Raw genomic sequence first — 19,553 nt, 5'->3', positions numbered from 1 at the left:
CACCTATTAAAGCCTCGTAAGTTTTATTAAAAGAATCTTTCTTGTTCTTTCCGTTATTTTCACTTCCTCTGAAGTTCTGTACGGTGCTACCCATATTATTTTACTTGTTTTGTCTTGGAATACAACCGCATTAGACCTTTCCATACGATTTACCTTCGCTCGAATGAGAAATTTGTTCACCCTCTGGGGCGAATTGAGGCCGAAGGGCACAAACCTGTCGCCGGCCTGCCTCTGTCTTGCGGTTATAGGCAGAGCGGTTTTATCTGCATCGAACAGAGCTGTATTTTCCGGCATCTCTTTGAGAAATTTCTCGAATTTTGTCTTGTCGAAATCTTCCTTGCGCAGCTCAATCTGCCATACTCCGAATCTGAAAGTACCGGGAGCGTCAATTTTTACGCTGGAGAGCCCTTCGGTTTTCAAAATTGAAAAGATTATTTTATCCTGATTTGTGAAAACGTAAATATCATCAGGGAGCTGGAGCTTTGAGCTTTGAGCCTCTCCCGTCCGCTGCAGAATTCGGCTGTAGTGGTCTTTGCTGAGCTTATCCTCTCCTGCACCGAGGCTAATCAGAATCCTGCGGGCAATCTCCTGCCTCACGAGCACAGACAGGGCATTGAATTCTCTGCGGTTTACCGTTACAAAATCCGGCTCGCTGATAATCACAGTGCTGTGCCAGGAGTTTTGCGCTTCTCTGCATACCCTTTCATCGAGCCTTGCGGCCTCTACGCTGAGCAGACACAGCTTCTCGCAGATATCCGGATGCCGCTCACTGATCATTGGCAGGAGCGAATTGCGTATAAAATTCCTGCGGCAGTGATTGGTGAGGTTTGTTGCATCAACAGCGTAAGGGATGTCCTTTTCTTTACAGTATTCGAGGATCTCATTTTTATCGGCAAAGAGAAGCGGGCTTACGAGCAAAATTCCGCCTACACATCTTGCAGGCCTGATTCCGCAGAGCCCCCTGAATCCCGTGCCCCTCTGGAGGCGGTGGATTATTGTTTCGCAGTTGTCGCCGGCGTGATGGCCAGTAATAACTGCATCGAAGCCTCTTTTGCAGCAGTAATCGGTGAAAATAGCGAGCCTGATATTTCTTGCCGCAGTTTCCACAGATTCATTTTGCTCTTCTGCTCTCTCAGTAACATCTGCGCTTTCGCTGAAAAATTCAATATCCCGCTGTTCGCAGAATTCTCGGGCAAACTCTTCATCCCTATTTGATTCTTCTCCGCGGAGATTGTGGTTAATATGCAGGGCTGCAATGGAACGCTTAAACCTTCCTTCCCTCTGGAGAACGGCTGCTGCCTCCAGAAGAGCGCAGGAATCAGGGCCGCCCGAAAAAGCAGCAAGAAGGCGTGTTGACCGATGCAATTCTTTCACGCTTTCCAAAGCGCTGAGCACTTTTGATTCAAATGAATTCATCTTATTCGTATCTGAGCGTTTTTACGGGGTCTGTCTTTGCAGCTATTACAGCGGGGAGCAGGGCTCCTGCCAGCGAGGCGGCAAGGGCATAAAGGGATATCTTCATCGCAGAGACAATGTCCAGAGTGTTTGGGATTCTGCTGAACATATAAACACTGCTCTTCCATATCTTCACTCCTGTAAGCCTGCTGATAAGGTTTTCGATTGTGTTGATGTTTTCGGTGAAAAGCCAGCCGAATATGATTCCCAGCACAATGCCTGCAATCGCTATAAACACCCCAAACAGCAGATAAACTCCCGCAACGCCTCCGCGAGACTGCCCGAAGCTGCGCAGGATTGCGATGTCCTTCCGCCTGCCCATTACAATCATATAGAATATGCAGAATATCAGCAGTACAACGCCTCCGCTTACGATTGAAAACACCGCCATCAGAACATCCATCTGCTTTTGGTATTCGGCAACGAGGCGTTTCTGCATATCTCTGCTAAGAGATATTGAACTGTAACCCACCCAGCTTGCCGGCCAGCCGAGCTCATTTCTTGCGAAATCCGACCAAACTGCTTGAATCCGCGAGAGAAGATTTCTCTGCTGCTTCTCGCTGAGCCCTTCTGCGAATCTGATCTGGATGGTGTCGGCGAGGGGTTTATTCTTTTCGGGATAGAGCTCAGTGCTGAGCGTTTCTATAGGCAGGTAAACGCTTGAGGAATCGAACTGGTTTATCCCGCTGAACGATACCGCATCAATCTTAACCCGCAGATCGCTTCTGCGGAAGTCTGCAGCTTCGCCGGAGCCCTGCCTGCCGGTGAGAACGAGGGCATTTTTCCCCGTCCAGCTCTTGGCCTTGTCGAAATCATACTTATCGGTAACCGGATCTGGGCTTGTTAGCAGGCCGATAGAAAGGGCAGCTGAATCCTCTGCAAACCTGCCTTCAGAGCTGATAAAATCATCGCGTATGCCCGTAACCTCATCCTGACTTTCAATATCGATTCCCCAGATCTGAGCCTTCTTCACCTCTCCCCTGCCGATAAGCACGAGCCCCTGAGCGTTTAACAGTCCGGAAGCCGCCTGCACGTTTTCAATATTTTCTATCCTGCCGGTAAGGTCTCTGAAATTTGATATTTGCAGGGATGGATGAGGCCTGATAACCGCATCGCCCATCGCATCGGATGCCCCTTTCTCAACAGCCTCAATAAAGCCGCTGAATACAGAGCTTATAGAAACAAGGAGCCCGCAGCTCAGCGCTACTGCAAGAACGCTGATTACAACAAGACGAACTTTCAGCAGGTATCGCAGACAAAGCAGGTATTTGAGCATATGTTTTCCGGCGTCCTTAGGTTAGTGTACGCGCTGGCCGGGCTTTGCCCCGCTGTCTGGGCTGAGCAGGAATACGTCTTCACCGCCCGGCCCCGAGGCCACTACCATACCCTCAGACACGCCGAAACGCATCTTCCGCGGAGCGAGATTCGCAACGCACACAACGAGCCTGCCTTCAAGGTCTTCGGGTTTGTAGGCCTTGGAAATTCCTGCGAATACGTTTTTAGTTATTCCGCCTATATCAAGCTGGAGATGCAGCAGTTTATCTGCCCCTTCAACAGGTTCGGCCTTCTTAACCTCTGCCACGCGAAGGTCAACCTTCATAAAATCATCAAAGCTGCATTCCGGTGCAAGAGGCTCATCGAGCTGATTTTCCGGCTTCTGCTCGGTCTGCTGGTTCTCCTGCTCTGATTTTGATTCTTCTATCATAGCCTCTATATTCTCCTTTTCAATTCTGTTCATCAGTCTTTTGAATTTGTTCACCTCGTGCCCCTCCGGCAGGATTGCGATGTCTTTAAAGCCCTGATTCTCGCAGCCGAGAATCTTTTCAAGCTTTTCAGAGAGCTTGGGAACTACCGGCTTGATATAAATATTAAGGGCATTAACCGCATTAACAACTGCAGTGAGGGTTTTGAGTGTCTTGTCCTTATCTTCCTTAACCGTGATCCAAGGCTGCTGCTTATCGAAATACCTGTTCACGCTGCCTGCAAGGTTAATTATCTGCCTTACCGCCTGTGAAAACTTGAGCGTTTCATAGCTCTGAGAGATTGAATCCTTCGCCTGAAGTATCTCGTTTACCATCTCCCTGCCTTCTTCGTCCATCTCGCCGAGCTGTCCGCCGAGCTTCTTTTTGAGCATTGGGATAGACCTGCTTGCAAGGTTCACAAGATTCCCGATAAGATCAGCGTTCACGCGGGACTGGAAATCCTCAAGGCTCAGGTCTATATCCTCCACTCCGTCGCTGAGCTTGCAGGCATAGTAGTACCTCAAACACTCAGGGTTCAGGTGCTTCTGGAAGGTTTTGGCCTTTATGAACGTGCCTTTGCTCTTGCTCATCTTCTCGCCGTCAACGGTGAGAAAGCCGTGTACGAAGAGCTTGTCTGCAATTTTGTTTCCGCTGCCCATAAGCATTGCAGGCCAGAAGAGCGCGTGGAAATACATAATATCCTTGCCGATGAAGTGATAAAGCTCCCAGTCGGGGCTGTTCCACACCTCTGCTAAATCAAAGCCGTTCTTATCGCACCAATTCTTGCATGAAGCCATATAGCCGATCGGGGCATCAAGCCAAACATAGAAGAATTTATTTTCCTCACCCGGAATGCGGAAACCGAAATAAGGCCCGTCTCTTGAGATGTCCCAGTCCCGCAGGCCGGCATCAAACCATTCATCGAGCTTTTTCAGCACAGATGGATGCGCATGGCCTGAGGCAAGCACCTCTTTGAGCTGATTTTCATAATCGCCGAGACGGAAGAAGTAGTGCTTGGAGGTTTTTGTTGTCGGCTCGCCCCCGCAGATTGCGCATCGCGGGTTTATCAGCTCGGTTGGCGAGTATGTACTGCCGCATTTATCGCATGAATCGCCATACTGCTCTTCGGCCCCGCATTTCGGGCATTTCCCAACAATGAATCTGTCCGGGAGAAACATAGAGCAGCTCTCGCAATAAGCCTGCGCCACTTCCCTTGTTTCGATAGAGCCCTTTTCCTTGAGCTTGAGGAAGATCTGGGAGCTGAGCTCCCTGTTCTCCGGGGAGTGGGTTGTGTAGTAGTTCTCGAATTCCACCCCGAATGTGCTGAAATCATCACGGTGTTCGCTGTGAACCTTTTCTATCAGCTCTTCGGGCTTTATGCCCTGCTTTCTTGCGCTGAGCATAATTGGCGTTCCGTGCGTGTCGTCTGCGCAGAAATACAGGCAGCGGTTTCCGCTGAGCTTCTGGAAACGCACCCAAATATCTGTCTGGATGTATTCGACGAGGTGGCCGATGTGGATTGGCCCGTTTGCGTATGGCAGGGCGGATGTAACTACAATGTTTCGGGGCATATATAACCTCTAATTTCGCTGAAATTCAATTAAGTCTGCTCTCTTTCAATTATGATTAACTCTCGGCGGGCTCAGCGGGATTTTCATCTTTCTGCTCCGGCTGAGAGTCTTTATCTTCGTTTTGACGGGAGCTTCTTGTCCTTTTGTTCTTTCCTTTTCTGCCTTTGCGGTTTTGCTGTTTTTTCCCGTTTTGGCCTTCAGACCCGCCGCTGTGTTCATCATTCTGGTTTGAGCTGCTGTCTTCGGATGAGGTTTGTTCCTTGCCATTGCCGGATTGAGAATCTGAGCTGCGGGAGCTTTGCTCAGGCTGCTGTTTTGATCTGGCCGCTTCTCTTGAGATTCTCACCTCATCGGGCATACCCTCAAGCACCTCAACCTCATCAGCGGGAAGGGCTTCCATTTTCCCGTCTTCGTACTGAATCTGCAGAAGCTGAGTGAGGATCTGATAGTCTATCACTCTGCCGAAACCTGCGGGAGTTTTAACCCAGCTCTGCCTATTGGGCAGCTCTTTCTTAAGCTCCTGATAAGTTTTGTCCTCGTATCTCAGGCAGCACCTCAGCCTGCCGCAGTGTCCGCTGATTTTGGAGGGGTCGAGCGTGGCTTTTTGGGTTTTCGCCATACGCATATTGACAGGCTTTAGGATTTTCAGGTATCTCCTGCAGCAGCATTCCTGTCCGCAGGTTTCGATATCGCTGATCAGCCTCGCCTCATCTCTTGCCCCGATCTGCCGCATTTCGATTCTCGTCTGGAATTCCTGAGCGAGCTGCTTTACCAGCTCCCTGAAATCCACGCGGCCGTCTGCGAGGAAGTAGAAAACGATTCGCTCTCCGCCAAAGATATGCTCGAAATCCACAATCTTCATCTTGAGCCCAAGCTTATCTACGTATTCCCGGCAGATCTTGAGCTCCTCGCCGGCAGATTCACGCACGTGCTGGGCTTCGTTAATGTCCTGAGCTGTTGCGATTCGCACAAACTCCCCTCCCTCGGCCAGCGGATAGTCCGGGTGGTCGAGTTCGAAGTATTCCTGCAGGGTGTTGAAGTTGCCCTTGAAATTCCCGTGAAAGTATGAACTGTTAGCTCCTACAAGCTCGCCTAATTCAAGACCGCGTTCAGTTTTTATGATAACTTTCGTTCTTGTCTTCGGCAAGCTCTGCTCGCTGTGGCTGAACCACCCGAGAAATCCGAGTTTGCCGTATCGGACAAGCATCTTTTTGGTATGTTTATTATGTGATTTATCTGTCATAATTGTGCTTTTAAGCCTTGCTGTCAAATATCTAATTCAGCTGCTGTACCGTTACAGCCGCGCTGTGGTAAAAAAATCATTCTTTTGTTCGGGCGAAGTTTATCAGAATATCCTCAAAAATCAATTTTTCATTGACATAGCTATAGACCATAGAGATGCTCGAGTTGATATCTTCCACTAGTTTTGAGGCCTTATAGGGATCAATCTTTTCGCTTAGAGACGCAATCACTTCGGGCTGGTCGTGATTTATCAGCTCCTCGCTTCCTGCTGCATTCTTCATCGCATCAATCGCAGCAGACATAACCATATTCAGAGTTATCGTTTGGGCATGCCGCTTGAGGCCTGCCTTTCCTTCTGAGCCGCTGATTTTTCCAACAGCGCCGGCGATTTCTCCAGAGCATCCTCCCAGCCATTCAGCCAGCTCTACAGCGTCTGCAAGGCTGAAGGATTCCAGCTTTTCGAGCAGCTCTGTCTTGATTGAATAACAGTTTGCCTCGAGGCTGCTCAGCTCTAAGCTCTTCCCGAGGCTGCCGGATGTGAACCCTGCCCAGAAAAACGCCTCATTCTGCTCAACCCCCCTGCGTGACAGCTCACGGGCGATTATATTCTTTTCTACAGGGGCAAAGTTATAGACTTGGCAGCGGGAGAGTATCGTTTCAAGAAGTCGGTCGGTTCGCGTGCAGATCAGGATTATAATGCAGTGAGGCGGGGGCTCTTCAAGCGTTTTGAGGATTGCGTTTTGAGCGCTTTGGTTGAGCTTTTCGGCTTCGGATAGAACGAATACTGTTTTCCCCGCAAGCTGCGGCTTCTTCCCCGCCTTGTCAACGAAGAATTCACGCACTACGCTGATGAGAAACTCGCTAGGAGATTTCTTTCTGATTTCGGGGATCTCAGAATACTTGTTAAGCTCTTTGTATATGTGTTTGAAGTCTGGGTGGCTGCCCGATTCAAATAGCTTGCAGCTTCTGCACTGCCCGCAGCTGTCTTGAAAGGCCTTGCCGTTTTGCTCGGTTTTGGCGGGGTTTTCGCAAAGAAGAAGCTTGGCGATCTCGCTGGCGCATTTGAAACGCCCAACGCCGTCCTGACCGGCAAATATAAAAGACTGGCCGAGCCTGCCGGCGTTAAGACAGTCTTCAAAGGCGGTTATTATATGATTCTGGCTGTGTATATCTTTTAAACTCAAGCTCTTAAGCCCTGTTAATTCCGTTTAGAATTTTCAATTGTATTCAATTAGCACCTTTTGAAAATAAAAACATTCACCAGCCGCAGGCGGAGAGGGGAGATTTTTTGACGGGATTTACAAGATTTACAGGATAAATATTTAATATAGGAAAAGGCGGAGAGAAAATTTTTCAGCCGCTAATCAGCACTAATTTTTCACTAATAATTTTGCCACGAGCCATCCGCCGCAGGCGGACTTGCAGCTCTGCCACTTGCCACTCTGCCACAGGCCACTATCTTTATCACATCCTCCTCCGTGATCCTCCGAGTCCTTCCCGCCTTCGGCGGACAGGCTCGGTATAAATCAAATTCACATTGGAGGAGGACAAACGCATAAATGAGAGGGAAGGCTCTCTGCCGGCAGGACGCTTAAACGCAATACATAATCTTGCTCTGATGTTTAAATTGATTTTTACACGGAGGTATCGGAGGAAACGGAGGGGAGAGGAAAAAATATGAGAGAGATGTTTTCAGCCGCTAATCCCCGCTGAGATTTATAAGCCACTAAGCAGCGCTAAGCAGCACTAAGGATTTACTAACCACTAATCTGCACTAATTTTTCACTAATGATTTTGCCACGAGCTACTCGCCACTCAGCTACTCGCCACTCAGCCATCCGCCGCAGGCGGACTTGCAGCTCTGCCACTCTGCCACTCTGCCACTCTGCCACTCTGCCACTCGCCACGCATCAATAAATGGGTAACTGTCCCTATTTAAACTTGGAAGTTAATCGAACGGGCAGAGGCAAATCTAACACATATAAAAGTGGTCTAAAAATGAGACCGGTTCAAAAATCGGACTGGTCTAAAAACTGCACCGGCAGTGGTCTAAAAATGAGACCGGTTCAAAAACCAGACTGGTCTAAAAACTGCACCAGTAGTGGTCTAAAAAATAGACCGGTTCAAAAATTAGACCGGTCTAAAAACTGTACCGGCAGTGGTCTAAAAATTAGACCGGAACCGGTTCAAAAATTAGACCATAAAAGAATAAGAAAAGAAAAGAGTAATGTGGACGAGCCTTCCGGATACACTTTTGTGCTGAAGGGAGGGAAAGATTACTCACTACCAAAAGCCAAACTCGAAGAGCATGGAAACACTTTCACAACTGTGGACACATATAATCCACAGGTTACACGGAGGTTTTTTGACAGGTTTTACAGCCCCGAACCGCTTTGGCTGCGGAGCAAAGATCTACAGGATTTTTGAATATGAGAGAGATGTTTTCAGCCGCTAATCGGCACTAATTTCTCGCTAATGATGTCAAGTCCTGGTTTAAAGTTGACACTTTTCTTTTCTCTTTTCTATTACGATTTAACGATATATTCCGTAGTGGAGGGAGCCCGAAGGGCGACCGGAACGGAGGAATATATCACGCTGCCAAGTGCACCGCCTCTGGTATTCGATAGCCTAATGCTGCATGCGGGCGGCGGGTATTATAAAGCAACACCGCTTGTTTTACTGCCTCATAGGCATGTTCCTTTTTCGCAAAGGTATTGCACAAACCATATTCATGTTTCATTATTCCGTTAAGCCGCTCTGCCTTAGCATTTTCATAACAATGTTTATCTTCTGTCATGCTGATACCAATACCAGCTTCTTGGAGCATATCAATATAAGCATTGCAGCAGTACTGGCAGCCTCGATCGGAATGATGAACCGCCTTTGCTGAGGTGGGGATCTGCTTCAATGCTCGGTTCAAGGCTCTTAAACAACCCTCGGCCTCAAGACTATCACTGCAATCATAACCTATGACCTTGCGGCTGAAGGCATCCATTACAAGAGCAAGATAGACAAAACCCTGATCGGTGCGTATATAAGTTATATCACTTACAATTGCCTCATTTGGGCCTTGCAGATTCATATCTTTAAGCTTATTACTATAGACCCGAAACCTGTGCCGGCTGTTAGTCGTTGAGGTGCTGCGTCTTTTAGGCTTGATCAGCTTATTAAACTTGCCCATCAAATCGAAAAACCGATCTCGACCTATACTAACCCCCGCTTCTGATAAGTCCTCAGATATCAGCGACAAGAGCTTTCTGCAGCCTAATTGAGGCTGCAAGGAACGCTCCTGGTTTACCAAATCCATTATAAAAGCCTCATCAATAAGCTGCTTTTGACGCACTTTACGAGTCTTATAAAAATACTGGCGGCTTATGCCTGATGCGCAGCATATTTCAGTTATGGTTACTTTTTCTTCCTTTTCTGAAGCCCTTTTGTAAGCCTTGTGTGCCGTTTCGTATCTAGTTTTTTTTTGACTTCTTCACTGTCCAAGCCAAACTGCTCACAGGTAACTTCAAATCGAGAATCACTTACAAGCTTTTCTAAATAAGCATCTGCGAGAGCTTCTTTCAGCTCTTTGTTCTCTGCTTTTAATTGCTTTAACCGGTCATGTTCATCTGGTCTTTCCACGCGTATCCTCTTTGGTATTAAATGGTTTCGGCCGTATTTCTTAAGCCAACGCTTAACGGTGTGGCTTCCTGCTATTCCATAACGAATATTGGCTTCATTTATACATGAGAGTTTACCAGATTCAAGCTCATTTACCACTTGCAACTTAAATGCTTCACTATAACGAGTGCCTGTAGGTCTTTTGTCTTTCATAAATATTCCTGAAATTTAATTAACATCTATTCTGATATCTGTCAACTATACTCAGGACTAGACAGATTTTGCCACGGGCCGCTGGCTGCTTGCCACAAGCCAACTTGCCACGAGCCACAAAAAATCCTTAGCGAGTTTTCCACCGCAGGCGGACTTGATCAGTAATATAGATAGCAATAGATTCTGCAAAGCATTGCAGCGTGATGATTTGCATTTTGCCAAAAAATATTTGCGGCAGAAAATTTTCCATAAACCGTTTGTTTTTTGGGAAAATATTTCCAATTTCTTACATACACTATAGAAAGAGGGTTACTGTTGCTCTCACTCTTATTGACAGATGGTAAAGTTTTCAATTATAAAATTTCGAGAGGCTTATTATGCAGAGAAGAGATTTCCTTAAAACAGCCGCAGCGATGACTGCAGCAGCAGCAATGCCCGAATTTCTCCAAGCGGGAGCAAAGAAAAATAAAAACGTTCTTATAATAGTTTGCGATGACCTCGGCGCACACGACCTTGCCTGCTGCGGAAACACACTGCACGAGACTCCAAACCTCGACAGGCTCGCAAGGCAGGGAATGCGTTTTACGCAGGGCTATGCCTCCTGCGCTGTCTGCTCGCCGACAAGAGCAAGCCTGCAAACAGGCAAATACCCCGCCCGCCTTGGAATCACAGACTGGATTCCGGGAGTACCAGTAAACAGGATAAAGAACAGGTTCAAGCCTGAACTTGAAATCCTCCGTACTGAAAAACAGCTTGAGCTTGAAGAGGTTACCATCGCAGACTACTTCAAGGCCAAAGGCTACTCCACAGCATTCCTCGGCAAATGGCATCTCGGGGAAACAGAACACTTCTACCCAACAAATCAGGGCTACGACACCAACTTCGGCGGGACGCACAAGGGGGCTCCGTATCGGCCAAACCACTATTATGCACCGTACAACAACCCGAAAATCAAACCTGAGGGCGAGAAAGGCGAATACCTTACAGACCGCATAGGGGATGAATCAGCGGCGAGGCTCGCTGAGCTTTGCGAAGGGAAAAAGCCCTTCTTTATGCTCACCTGCTTCTATACTGTGCATACGCCTATAAAGCCTCGCAAGGATCTTGAAGAATACTACAGAAAGAAACTTGAAGCACATCCCAACAAGATTTGGGATAATCCTGCTTATGCTGCAATGGTACACTGCATGGATGTAAACTGCGGGAAGATTCTAAATATGCTCAAAGATAAGGGGCTGGAGGATGATACGATAGTTGTATTCACCTCGGACAACGGGGGGCTCAGTGCCCATAAAAACGGCCCTACCAGCAACTACCCGCTGCGTTCGGGCAAAGGCTACTACTACGAAGGCGGGATAAGGGAGCCGTATATTTTCAGGGTGCCCGGAGTTACAAAGCCGGGTTCTCAGTGCGATTATCCGATAATAACGAACGATATATTCCCAACTTGTATCGAGGCAGCAGGAGGCGAGCTTCTCCCTCAGCTGCATAAAGACGGCATCAGCCTTATGCCTCTTTTATCCGGCGAGAAAGACAGGCTCAGCAGGAAAGATCTCTTCTGGCATTTCCCGCATTACCATGGCGAAGGGGAAAGGCCGTGCAGCACCGTCCGCAGCGGCGATTACAAACTCATACGGCATTACGAAGGGCCGAAGCTGGAGCTTTATAACCTGAAAGAAGATATCAGCGAGAAAAACGACCTTTCTAAGAAAATGCCTGAGAAGGTAAAAAAGCTTGAGCAGAAACTTGACAACTGGCTTGAACGGATGAACGCCGAAATACCGGAGAAAATTTAGAGCAGGCTGTGCAACCAAAATTCACTTACTGCTGCGTTTTAACGTGTTCTTTATCTCGAAGAGCACAAAGCGAAGGGTTTTCGCAGCGTGAAAATCGGCATAAAACCACGAAGCAAGAATAATATTTGGCATACAGTTAAACAGAGTCTTTAAGAGAAATTTGCAAAAATTGCGTGCGGAGATTATTATTAAGACAGAACGAATATAATTACTGCATTTAAGGAGATCTCTGATGCGCGTAAAAAAATTGCTTATCTTAACTGCTCTCAGCTCAATTATTTTCCTCAGTTCCTGTGCTGGAAATAAAAGTATGGAGCTGTCTTATGAAAATCCTGTATGGGATGGTTACCTTGCAGACCCTCACGTATTCAAGAGCGATGGGGTTTATTATGCCTGCGGAACAGGGCAGGCCGAAGACGGGAGGCACTTCCCGATAGTGAGATCTGAAGACTTCCAGAACTGGGAGCCTCTGGGCGGGGCGCTTGAGCCTCTCGAAGAGCCGAACCTTGAGCTGTACTGGGCTCCTGAGATTGCTGAGAGGAACGGAAAATTCTATCTGTACTATGCCGGCGATATGAATATGCGTGTGGCAGTGGCAGACAGCCCTGAAGGGCCTTACGAGGATGCAGGGATCAAGCTTTTCCCCGATCTGGAATTTTCGATAGACGCCCATCCATACAAAGATCCCGTAAGCGGGGAGTGGTATCTGTTTTTCGCTAAAGACTTTTTCGATAAGAAGCCGGGAACTGCGCTTGCTGTAGTTAAGCTGGGCGATGATATGATCTCAACGGAAGGTGAGGTGCATACAGTGATGCGAGCGTTCTCAGACTGGCAGATTTACGAACGCAACCGCCACTGGTACGATAAAACATGGCCTGCATGGTACACCGTTGAGGGGCCGGCAGTGCTCTATAAAGACGGCAAATACTACTGCTTCTATTCCGGCGGCAACTGGCAGACACCGGGCTACGGCGTAGGCTGCGCGGTTTCTGAGGACATTACCGGCCCATACAAAGACCCATGGAGCAAAGCAGGACCTTCAGTACTCAGCAGCGATGATACAGAGCTCATAGGCCCCGGACACAATTCTGTGATCAAGGCGCCGGACGGACAAACTTGGTTCATCGTGTACCATTCGTGGAACAAAGAACAGACAAAGCGGCAGATGTGTATCGACCCGCTCATTTGGACAACCGAAGGGCCGAAATGCTTCAACCCATCACGCGGCGAGAAAACGATTTCATTGCCTCTTGGTGAGTGAGAGTTTTGTTTTCAGGATTCAATCAGAGATATTCCACTGCGATGAGAAAAAGCTGAAATCCGGCTTGTTTACTGCCCCGTCCCCGCCTACGGGGGCAGTATCGCAGATATAATTGCCGGTAAGCCAGTTGCCTGTGAATATAAGCAGGTCTTCGGCGCTCACCTGCCCGTCGAAGTTGAAGTCTGCGCGGTAGTATGAGCCTGTCCAAGTTTGTTCAATGCCGATATCTGTCTGAATAATCGGCCTGATCAGCTCGCCGTCGTACTCTATTTTCTCAACGCATACAGAGCGTGAGCCGGAATAAGGGCCTTCACCAAGGCGGTTGTTCCAGCGGTGATAAACGATATACCACTCATCCACTGCCTTGTTATAAGCAAATGAATGATGCCCAGGCCCTTTGAACCACCCTTGGCTGCTTACCAGCTCGCCTCGGTAGTTCCATGGGCCGAGAGGGGAATCGGAGGTGCAGTAATGGATTGAGTAGTTGCCTCTGTTCCATCTGCCGTTGCTGTAGGAGAAGTAGTAAACTCCGTTTCGATAGTGCATAAATGCGCCTTCTGTGAAATTTGGCGGGGTGTCAACGGAAATTTCCTTCTTAAAGCTGAGCATATCATCATTGAGCTCGAAAACCCTTAGGGTAGAGCCGGCGCTTCCGCCTGCGTAGAAGTAAAATTTTCCAGAAGCAGGATCCTCAAACACCATCGGATCTATCGCTTCGAAGCCCGAATCGCCGTTGTCTGAGAGAAGGGCAGAGCCCTTGTCTGTGAACGGGCCGTTCGGTCTCGGCGCGCTGGCAACGCCGATATGCGCAGGCTTCGGCCCCACAGAATAATAGAAGTAGTAGGTGTTGTCTTTTTCGATTATGCAGGGCGCCCATGCATACTTTTCGTCGGGAATCCATGAAATGAGGTTGAAGTTCAAAATTTCCTGCCCTGAAGTCCAGTTCACCATATCCGAAGATGAATAAGTGTAAAAGCGGCGGGGATAGCCTGCGGTTGGGTATATCCATGCCTTGTCGTGGGTGAGCATAATGTGAGGGTCTGCGCCGTCAAAGAGCGGGTTGCGGTCTGCCGTGGGTTTTGGGGTGATAAGCAGCTCATTAAGAGAAAGGGCTGAGGTGGAGATTCGCACATCATCGATATACCCCCAGCACCTGTCTGTCCGCTCGGCGTTGTACATCCCGCGGCCTACCGACCATGCGCCGGTATGCCAGCCCTGCCCGCTTTGAGAGCCCGCAGTGAGCGATTTGTCTGGGCTGGGGCTTTCTGTGAGGTCTGTCTGGCCTACAAGGAAGGGATCAGTGCCTGCTGTTATGTTGGCAAGATACAGGCTGAGTGTGCTGCCGTCGTTAATCGCCGCCATATAATACCAGCGTCCGGTTTCGCCCTGAGGATCTGAGCTGAAATCGAAGCCTTCTATCATATCTGCAGGCGATTCAGCTATATGCTGATATCCTGAGACATCGGCAAATACGACTGCAACGCTGTCGTCCGGACGAATCTGAAAATACAGGGCGGAGAGGCTCGAGTTATTATCCGCCACATTTACCGCATCTCTGCCCACTACAGTACGGTATCCGCCGTCTTCAGGTTTGAAGATGGCTTCAATCGTAAATTCGGAAGGAGTGATTGTTTCCAGATCAATTCCGGTCGGGCAGCTGCCCTGACCTTCATTTGAATCTTGGGAACGCGTTTCAAGGGAGGGAAATGAGCCGGTATTCTTTATGCTGAAGAGATTCGAATCCCCGGTTTCGGGCAGAGCAGGATAAGCTGTTTCAGATTTATACCTGAAGCCCTGCTGGCCGGCCTGAGTGCCAGGGTCTAAATGGTTGCCGTTTCCGGAAATGTCTAATGCGCCAAACGGTTTTTGAACCGCCCCTCCGGCAGGCCCTTCTTCAAAACGCCAGTAAGCGGCGGTCTCCGCTTGCACTGAAGAGGCTGATAAAAAGAGCATTAAAAGAGGCAATCCCAATAAAAACAGGCTGTTTAGGCTCAAATAACGAAAACTCATATATACCCCGGCTTTCTTTCTATAAAGTAATGTTAAATGCAGTAAGCTGAAAAACGATGCTGCTTTCAAGAAAATCATACGTGATTCCGGCTGCTTTGTCAAAATTGCTGACCATATAAACATAATTTATTTTTTACTGTACTATATTTAAATCTATTTTGAGCTTTGTTTTTTCAATTTTTTTCATTTTTTTTTGTAAAAACAATTTGAAAATATTGTTATATATAGTGTAAAAGGGTTTTTGCACAATCATTTTGAGAAAATGATAATTCAGTTTAGAATGGCATTTGAGCCTTCACAGGTTTTGAGAAACAGTAATTTTACGGAAAAGATTTATGGGAAATATATTCAAAAAACAATATTTTATTGCCGCTGCGATTGGCTGTCTTTTTTCAGCCGCTAATGTTAATGCAGGAGAGCTTGTCCCCCAACTCGATGACAGCACTGCAAGATTCAATTCTGCTACCCCGCAGGTAGGCCAAACAGGCGATATCGATCCAATTGAGGGCGAAGGGGCGATTACGCTCGCCGCCCGCTTTACCCCATCCTCGCAGGATATATCAAATTCCGCCTCAGGGCCGGTTATAATAATAGAAACCGGCGGAACTACCTTCGGAAACGGGATTTACCTCTGCGGCGGGGATCTGGTTTATTTCTCCAAAGGCTCTAACGGCTCTGGAGGCAATTTCAGCACCCAGACATCGCTGAACGATACTGATGTGAGCGATAATGCAGCCTCATATACTATAGGCCCTGTAAATGAGGGAGAGGATACGACAGTTTACGTTTCCTTAAACAGCGCAACGGGCGAACTTACAGCGAGCCTGAACGGCGAGGTAAGCCAGACCATAATAAACGGGACAGTTGAGTGGGCTAATCTTTCGGGCAACGAATCTGTAAGCTTTTTCAGCAAAGGCTCTTCCGCTCAGGAAGCGGGATTTATGGGCGGACTTACCAACACCGATCAAGGCCAAGGCGACCTCTGGGACGCTGGCCTTGCACAAGGCTTTTCAGGCGTTAGCGGTGCGCCGGCGAGGGGGCAGATCTTCGCACAGCTCGCTCCCGAGGTGCTTCCGCCTTATTCTGTCTTCGTAAGCGAAACGGATGAAGAAACCCTCATTTCAGAAGGCGGGATAACTGATGAGATTTCCGTGGGGATTAACAGCGACCCTGGGCAGTATTCTGTAGAAGTAGTGCTTTCTCTTTCCGAGCCCGGGCAGGCGAATCTATCTCAGCAGACGCTCACATTCACAAATTCCAACTGGGAGAACACGCAGACTGTAACCATCACAGCCGCAGACGATAATATTATGGAAAGCAAGGTGCACAGCGCAGAGCTTAATTTCGAGGTATCAGCGGATGAACAGTCTGAGTATAACGGTTTTACTGCAGCAGCTGTTACTGTGGATATTCAGGAGAATGACTGCGGAAGCTGGGGTATGTTCAACAAGGCAGATTTCAACAACGACTGTCAGGTTGATTTTGAAGACGCTCTTGAATTTTCAACTGAATGGCTCAGCAGCACAATGCCCGGAGAGGGTGCTTAAAAAAAGATTTTAATTGATATTTATGTAAATAGCAGGTATTAAGAATGAAGTTATATTTATTTTTGCTGTGTTCAATTGCCATTACGGCTGCTGCTGTTCCCGTAACAGACGGGCTCATTCTCCATTTTGATGCAGGAGATATCACAGGCCTCAGCGACGGAGACAACATCAGCGAATGGCAGGATTCAGCAACCGGCGATACGGCTGTAGGCGACGCTTATCCGCAGGCCGGCACAGGCGCGCCGACGTACAAAACAAACGTTATAAACGGACTGCCGGCAGTACGGTTCAGCAGAGTTGAGGAGGATGTTTTAGTGTCCTCAGATTTCGCTCTGCCCGAACCGTCAAACGGGCTTACAGTTTTTATAGTGTGCAAAGGCGGGGCAAGCGGAAACGTGGAAAGAGCTGCTCAGATAGGCTCTTCCAACGGCACGGCCTCTCATCTTATGGGGCTGGACGTATCCTCAAACACATCGGGCTGCCGCTACAATAACGGCTTCTCGCTGACCGCGGCAGACGCCAATCCGGTGGAGGCTGGCCAGTTCCATATCGGCGTAAGACAGATGCCGGACGGCGGGACGCACAGCGAATTATTCTATTCGTGCAATGATTTGGAGGCGGAAAATATTCAGGCGAATAATCCGTCGAATGCGATAACCTTCGATAAGTACAATAACGATATAACCCTCGGCTGCGGCAGAGGCCCAGACGGCCAGTGGTATCCGGATTTCTATGAAGGCGATCTCGCTGAGCTCATTGTTTACAACCAGCAGCTTCTCACCTCTGAAATGCAGATTGTGGGCGATTATCTCTCGCAGAAATACAACCTCCCCTTTACAACAGAAGAGATTCTGATTGATGAAACCGGCGGCGAAACGATTGTTCTAGAGGGAGGATTCAGCGATATCGTGAATGTAAGCGTGTCTTCAAGCCCGGGCAGCAGCCCCATTGAAATCACGCCTCAGGGAACATTAGACCCAAGACAGATTTTAATCAGCCCTTCCTCAATCACGATCGATTCGGGCAACTGGCAGGACATACACAGCTTCACGGTTACTGCTGTTGATGATGATTTTATGGAAAGGCCGGTTCACGATACGACAATCAAATTTGATATTCAAACTGATACTTCTTCGCCTTATTATGGGATGGAGTCCCCAGAGATATGGGTTGATATTGAAGATAACGACTGCGGAAGCCAAGGCTTCAGCCGGCAGGATCTTAATCTGGACTGCAGCGTGGATCTGATTGATTTTTACCTCTTCGCTGATGAGTGGTTAGCATGCGGGGTGCCGGATCCGGAGTGTCAGCCTGCTTTGCTGAATTGATTTTACAAAACCTGATATTTTTTTGAGAAAGCAATAATATGAATCGCAGAACATTTCTGAAAACAAGCTGTTACGGAACTGCCGGCTTAGCGCTCGGCAGCCTTTCTTCTATGAGCCCGGCCGCTGACATAGACCGGCCTAATCTGATATATGTGTTTGCAGATCAGCTCGGGGTTAATCATTGCAGCTATGCAAAATACTGGAACGGAACAAATTACCATAATGCCCAGCACGCACATACCCCGAATATCGATAATTTCGCATCTCAGGGAATAAATTTCAAGAATTGCGTTTCTAATATGCCGGTATGCTCGGCGTACAGAGCGAGCCTTTTTACGGGCAAATACACAACAACCAACGGGATGGTGATAAATGAGCTGAGAATGAACCCATACCACGAATGTCTTGGCCATGTACTCACAAGGGGCGGCTACAATACCGCATACATAGGCAAGTGGCATCTTTATGCCAACCAGCTCGGTAATCACTACGACCCCAACAATTCATTCGTGCCTCGCGGCGAACACAGGCTTGGGTTTAACGGATTCTGGGCTGCGTATAATTTCCATCACGACTACTACGGCGACCACGCCTACTACCATACCGAATCAAAAGACAAAATACGCTTCGGCGAAGGAGTTTACGAGCCGGATGGACAGACTGATCTGGCAATCGACTGGCTCAAATGCAGGGCGCAGAAGTCTTCTCTGCCGTTTTCGATGGTTCTTTCCTACGGCACGCCTCACGCTCCGTGGAATACGGGGAACGTACCGCCGGAATATATGGATATGTTTGCAGATAAGAGTATGCCGAACCCGCCGAACTATGAGCCGGAGAATGATGAGCCGTATTCGGACAGCTGGGCAGACCTAAGCCCAAACGCAAGAGCCCACCTCGAACAGCGCCGCCGGATATACTACGCTATGACAACGAATCTGGACTGGAATTTCGGGCGTCTGCTTGATTATCTCGAGGAAAGCGGACTTGCAGATAACACCATTGTGGTATTCACTTCCGATCACGGAGAGATGTTCGGTTCGCACGGAAGAGAGGCCAAGAATACGTTCTACGAAGAAGCTGCAAGGATACCGTTCTTGGTAAGATGGCCGGAGAAGATTCCTGCAGGGCAGGTTTCAGATACCTGCATCTCAACGGTTGATTTTATGCCTACTCTGCTGGATTTGATGAAGCTGCCTATACCTTCGAGAGTGGAGGGGCAGAATCTCAGCCATATCTGCAAGGGCGAATCCGGCGCGGAGCCTGAATTTGCGTTCCTCCAGAATACGGGTGCCTGCGCCGCATGGCAGAACGGATACGAATGGCGGGCTGTGCGAGACAAGCAGTACACTTATGCACGTTACCGCGTGGATGGGGCTGAGCTGCTTTTTGACAACCTGAACGACCCCTATCAGATGAATAATCTGGCCTCAGACCCCGCTTACAGCAGCAAGCTTTCTGAGCTGAAAACCAAGATGGAAAACAAGATGGCAAGCATAAGCGATGAGAATCAGCAGTGCACGTGGTACAGAGACCATTTCACAGACGGAAACAGGAATATACTCCGCGGGAGCAGGGGCTGAAAAAGCCCCCGCCGCCCGGCGGCTTAATCTCTTTCCATCCGCTCCTGAAACATTACCCGAATGAATTTCCCTGCTTCTTTTTTATACTTCTTAAATTTTAATTTGAAGCGCAACGCTTTGCTAATTAAAATCCAGAAAATGCAAACAAAAAGAGACTCACAATTTGGGACACTGCCGCCAAATTTTTGAGGAGAGTTTC

General features: G+C 48.3%; 13 protein-coding genes and 1 pseudogene. 6 read left to right on the top strand and 8 right to left on the bottom strand.

Annotation, left to right across the window (positions count from 1 at the left end; translation table 11 throughout):
• Positions 1-6 precede the first annotated feature (6 nt).
• The 5 genes from tilS to STSP1_RS08450 all read right to left on the bottom strand — a co-directional run bounded on the left by tilS (position 7) and on the right by STSP1_RS08450 (position 7,194).
• A complete protein-coding gene (tilS, locus tag STSP1_RS08470) occupies positions 7-1,416 on the bottom strand; it encodes a tRNA lysidine(34) synthetase TilS (RefSeq protein ID WP_085755935.1) in 1,410 nt (469 codons plus the stop codon).
• 1 nt (position 1,417) lies between these two features.
• The gene (locus STSP1_RS08465; RefSeq protein WP_085755934.1) at positions 1,418-2,731 is read right to left on the bottom strand and encodes an FtsX-like permease family protein; all 1,314 of its coding nucleotides are present in this window, start codon (positions 2,729-2,731) and stop codon (positions 1,418-1,420) included.
• A gap of 21 nt (positions 2,732-2,752) precedes the next feature.
• Complete coding sequence (metG, locus tag STSP1_RS08460; RefSeq protein ID WP_085755933.1) at positions 2,753-4,768, bottom strand: methionine--tRNA ligase; 2,016 nt, start codon at positions 4,766-4,768, stop codon at positions 2,753-2,755.
• A 55-nt stretch (positions 4,769-4,823) separates the two neighbouring features.
• Positions 4,824-6,011, bottom strand: a complete 1,188-nt coding sequence (ricT, locus tag STSP1_RS08455) for a regulatory iron-sulfur-containing complex subunit RicT (protein WP_123807021.1) — start codon at positions 6,009-6,011, stop codon at positions 4,824-4,826.
• Between the two features lie 76 nt (positions 6,012-6,087).
• Positions 6,088-7,194 carry a DNA polymerase III subunit gene (locus STSP1_RS08450; RefSeq protein WP_085755931.1) on the bottom strand — a complete coding sequence of 369 codons (1,107 nt, stop codon included), beginning with the start codon at positions 7,192-7,194 and terminating at the stop codon, positions 6,088-6,090.
• Between the two features lie 814 nt (positions 7,195-8,008).
• On the opposite strand from STSP1_RS08450, the gene STSP1_RS08445 reads away from it, so the two are divergent.
• A complete protein-coding gene (locus tag STSP1_RS08445; RefSeq protein WP_123807020.1) occupies positions 8,009-8,437 on the top strand; it encodes a hypothetical protein in 429 nt (142 codons plus the stop codon).
• 163 nt (positions 8,438-8,600) lie between these two features.
• Here STSP1_RS08445 and STSP1_RS08440 read toward each other — a convergent pair.
• Positions 8,601-9,428: pseudogene (locus STSP1_RS08440) on the bottom strand (IS3 family transposase); the annotation flags it as partial.
• Positions 9,416-9,832, bottom strand: coding sequence for a hypothetical protein (locus tag STSP1_RS08435; RefSeq protein WP_085754961.1), 417 nt, complete (start codon positions 9,830-9,832; stop codon positions 9,416-9,418). The pseudogene STSP1_RS08440 and the gene STSP1_RS08435, both read right to left, overlap by 13 nt.
• A 377-nt stretch (positions 9,833-10,209) precedes the next feature.
• Here STSP1_RS08435 and STSP1_RS08430 point away from each other — a divergent pair, with 377 nt between their 5' ends.
• Together STSP1_RS08430 and STSP1_RS08425 are read left to right on the top strand one after the other, a co-directional pair.
• Positions 10,210-11,628 carry a sulfatase gene (locus STSP1_RS08430; RefSeq protein WP_085755929.1) on the top strand — a complete coding sequence of 473 codons (1,419 nt, stop codon included), beginning with the start codon at positions 10,210-10,212 and terminating at the stop codon, positions 11,626-11,628.
• A gap of 310 nt (positions 11,629-11,938) precedes the next feature.
• A complete protein-coding gene (locus STSP1_RS08425; protein ID WP_085756692.1) occupies positions 11,939-12,889 on the top strand; it encodes a glycoside hydrolase family 43 protein in 951 nt (316 codons plus the stop codon).
• 18 nt (positions 12,890-12,907) lie between these two features.
• On the opposite strand, the gene STSP1_RS08420 is transcribed toward STSP1_RS08425, so the two are convergent.
• Complete coding sequence (locus STSP1_RS08420; RefSeq protein WP_161491683.1) at positions 12,908-14,842, bottom strand: family 43 glycosylhydrolase; 1,935 nt, start codon at positions 14,840-14,842, stop codon at positions 12,908-12,910.
• Between the two features lie 392 nt (positions 14,843-15,234).
• On the opposite strand from STSP1_RS08420, the gene STSP1_RS08415 reads away from it, so the two are divergent.
• The 3 genes from STSP1_RS08415 to STSP1_RS08405 are packed head-to-tail and all read left to right on the top strand — an operon-like array spanning position 15,235 to position 19,354.
• Entirely contained in the window at positions 15,235-16,446 is a 1,212-nt protein-coding gene (locus tag STSP1_RS08415; protein ID WP_085755927.1) for a hypothetical protein, read from the top strand.
• 44 nt (positions 16,447-16,490) lie between these two features.
• Positions 16,491-17,774: a hypothetical protein gene (locus STSP1_RS08410; protein ID WP_085755926.1), complete on the top strand. Its 1,284-nt coding sequence runs from the start codon at positions 16,491-16,493 to the stop codon at positions 17,772-17,774.
• Positions 17,775-17,812: 38 nt separating this feature from the next.
• Positions 17,813-19,354, top strand: coding sequence for a sulfatase family protein (locus STSP1_RS08405; protein ID WP_118158575.1), 1,542 nt, complete (start codon positions 17,813-17,815; stop codon positions 19,352-19,354).
• Positions 19,355-19,553 lie beyond the last annotated feature (199 nt).

The organism is Sedimentisphaera salicampi (assembly GCF_002117005.1).
GTDB classification, from domain to species: Bacteria; Planctomycetota; Phycisphaerae; order Sedimentisphaerales; family Sedimentisphaeraceae; genus Sedimentisphaera; species Sedimentisphaera salicampi.
The sequence above is the reverse complement of the archived record's forward strand: the minus strand, read 5'-3'. Positions and strand labels throughout refer to the sequence as shown.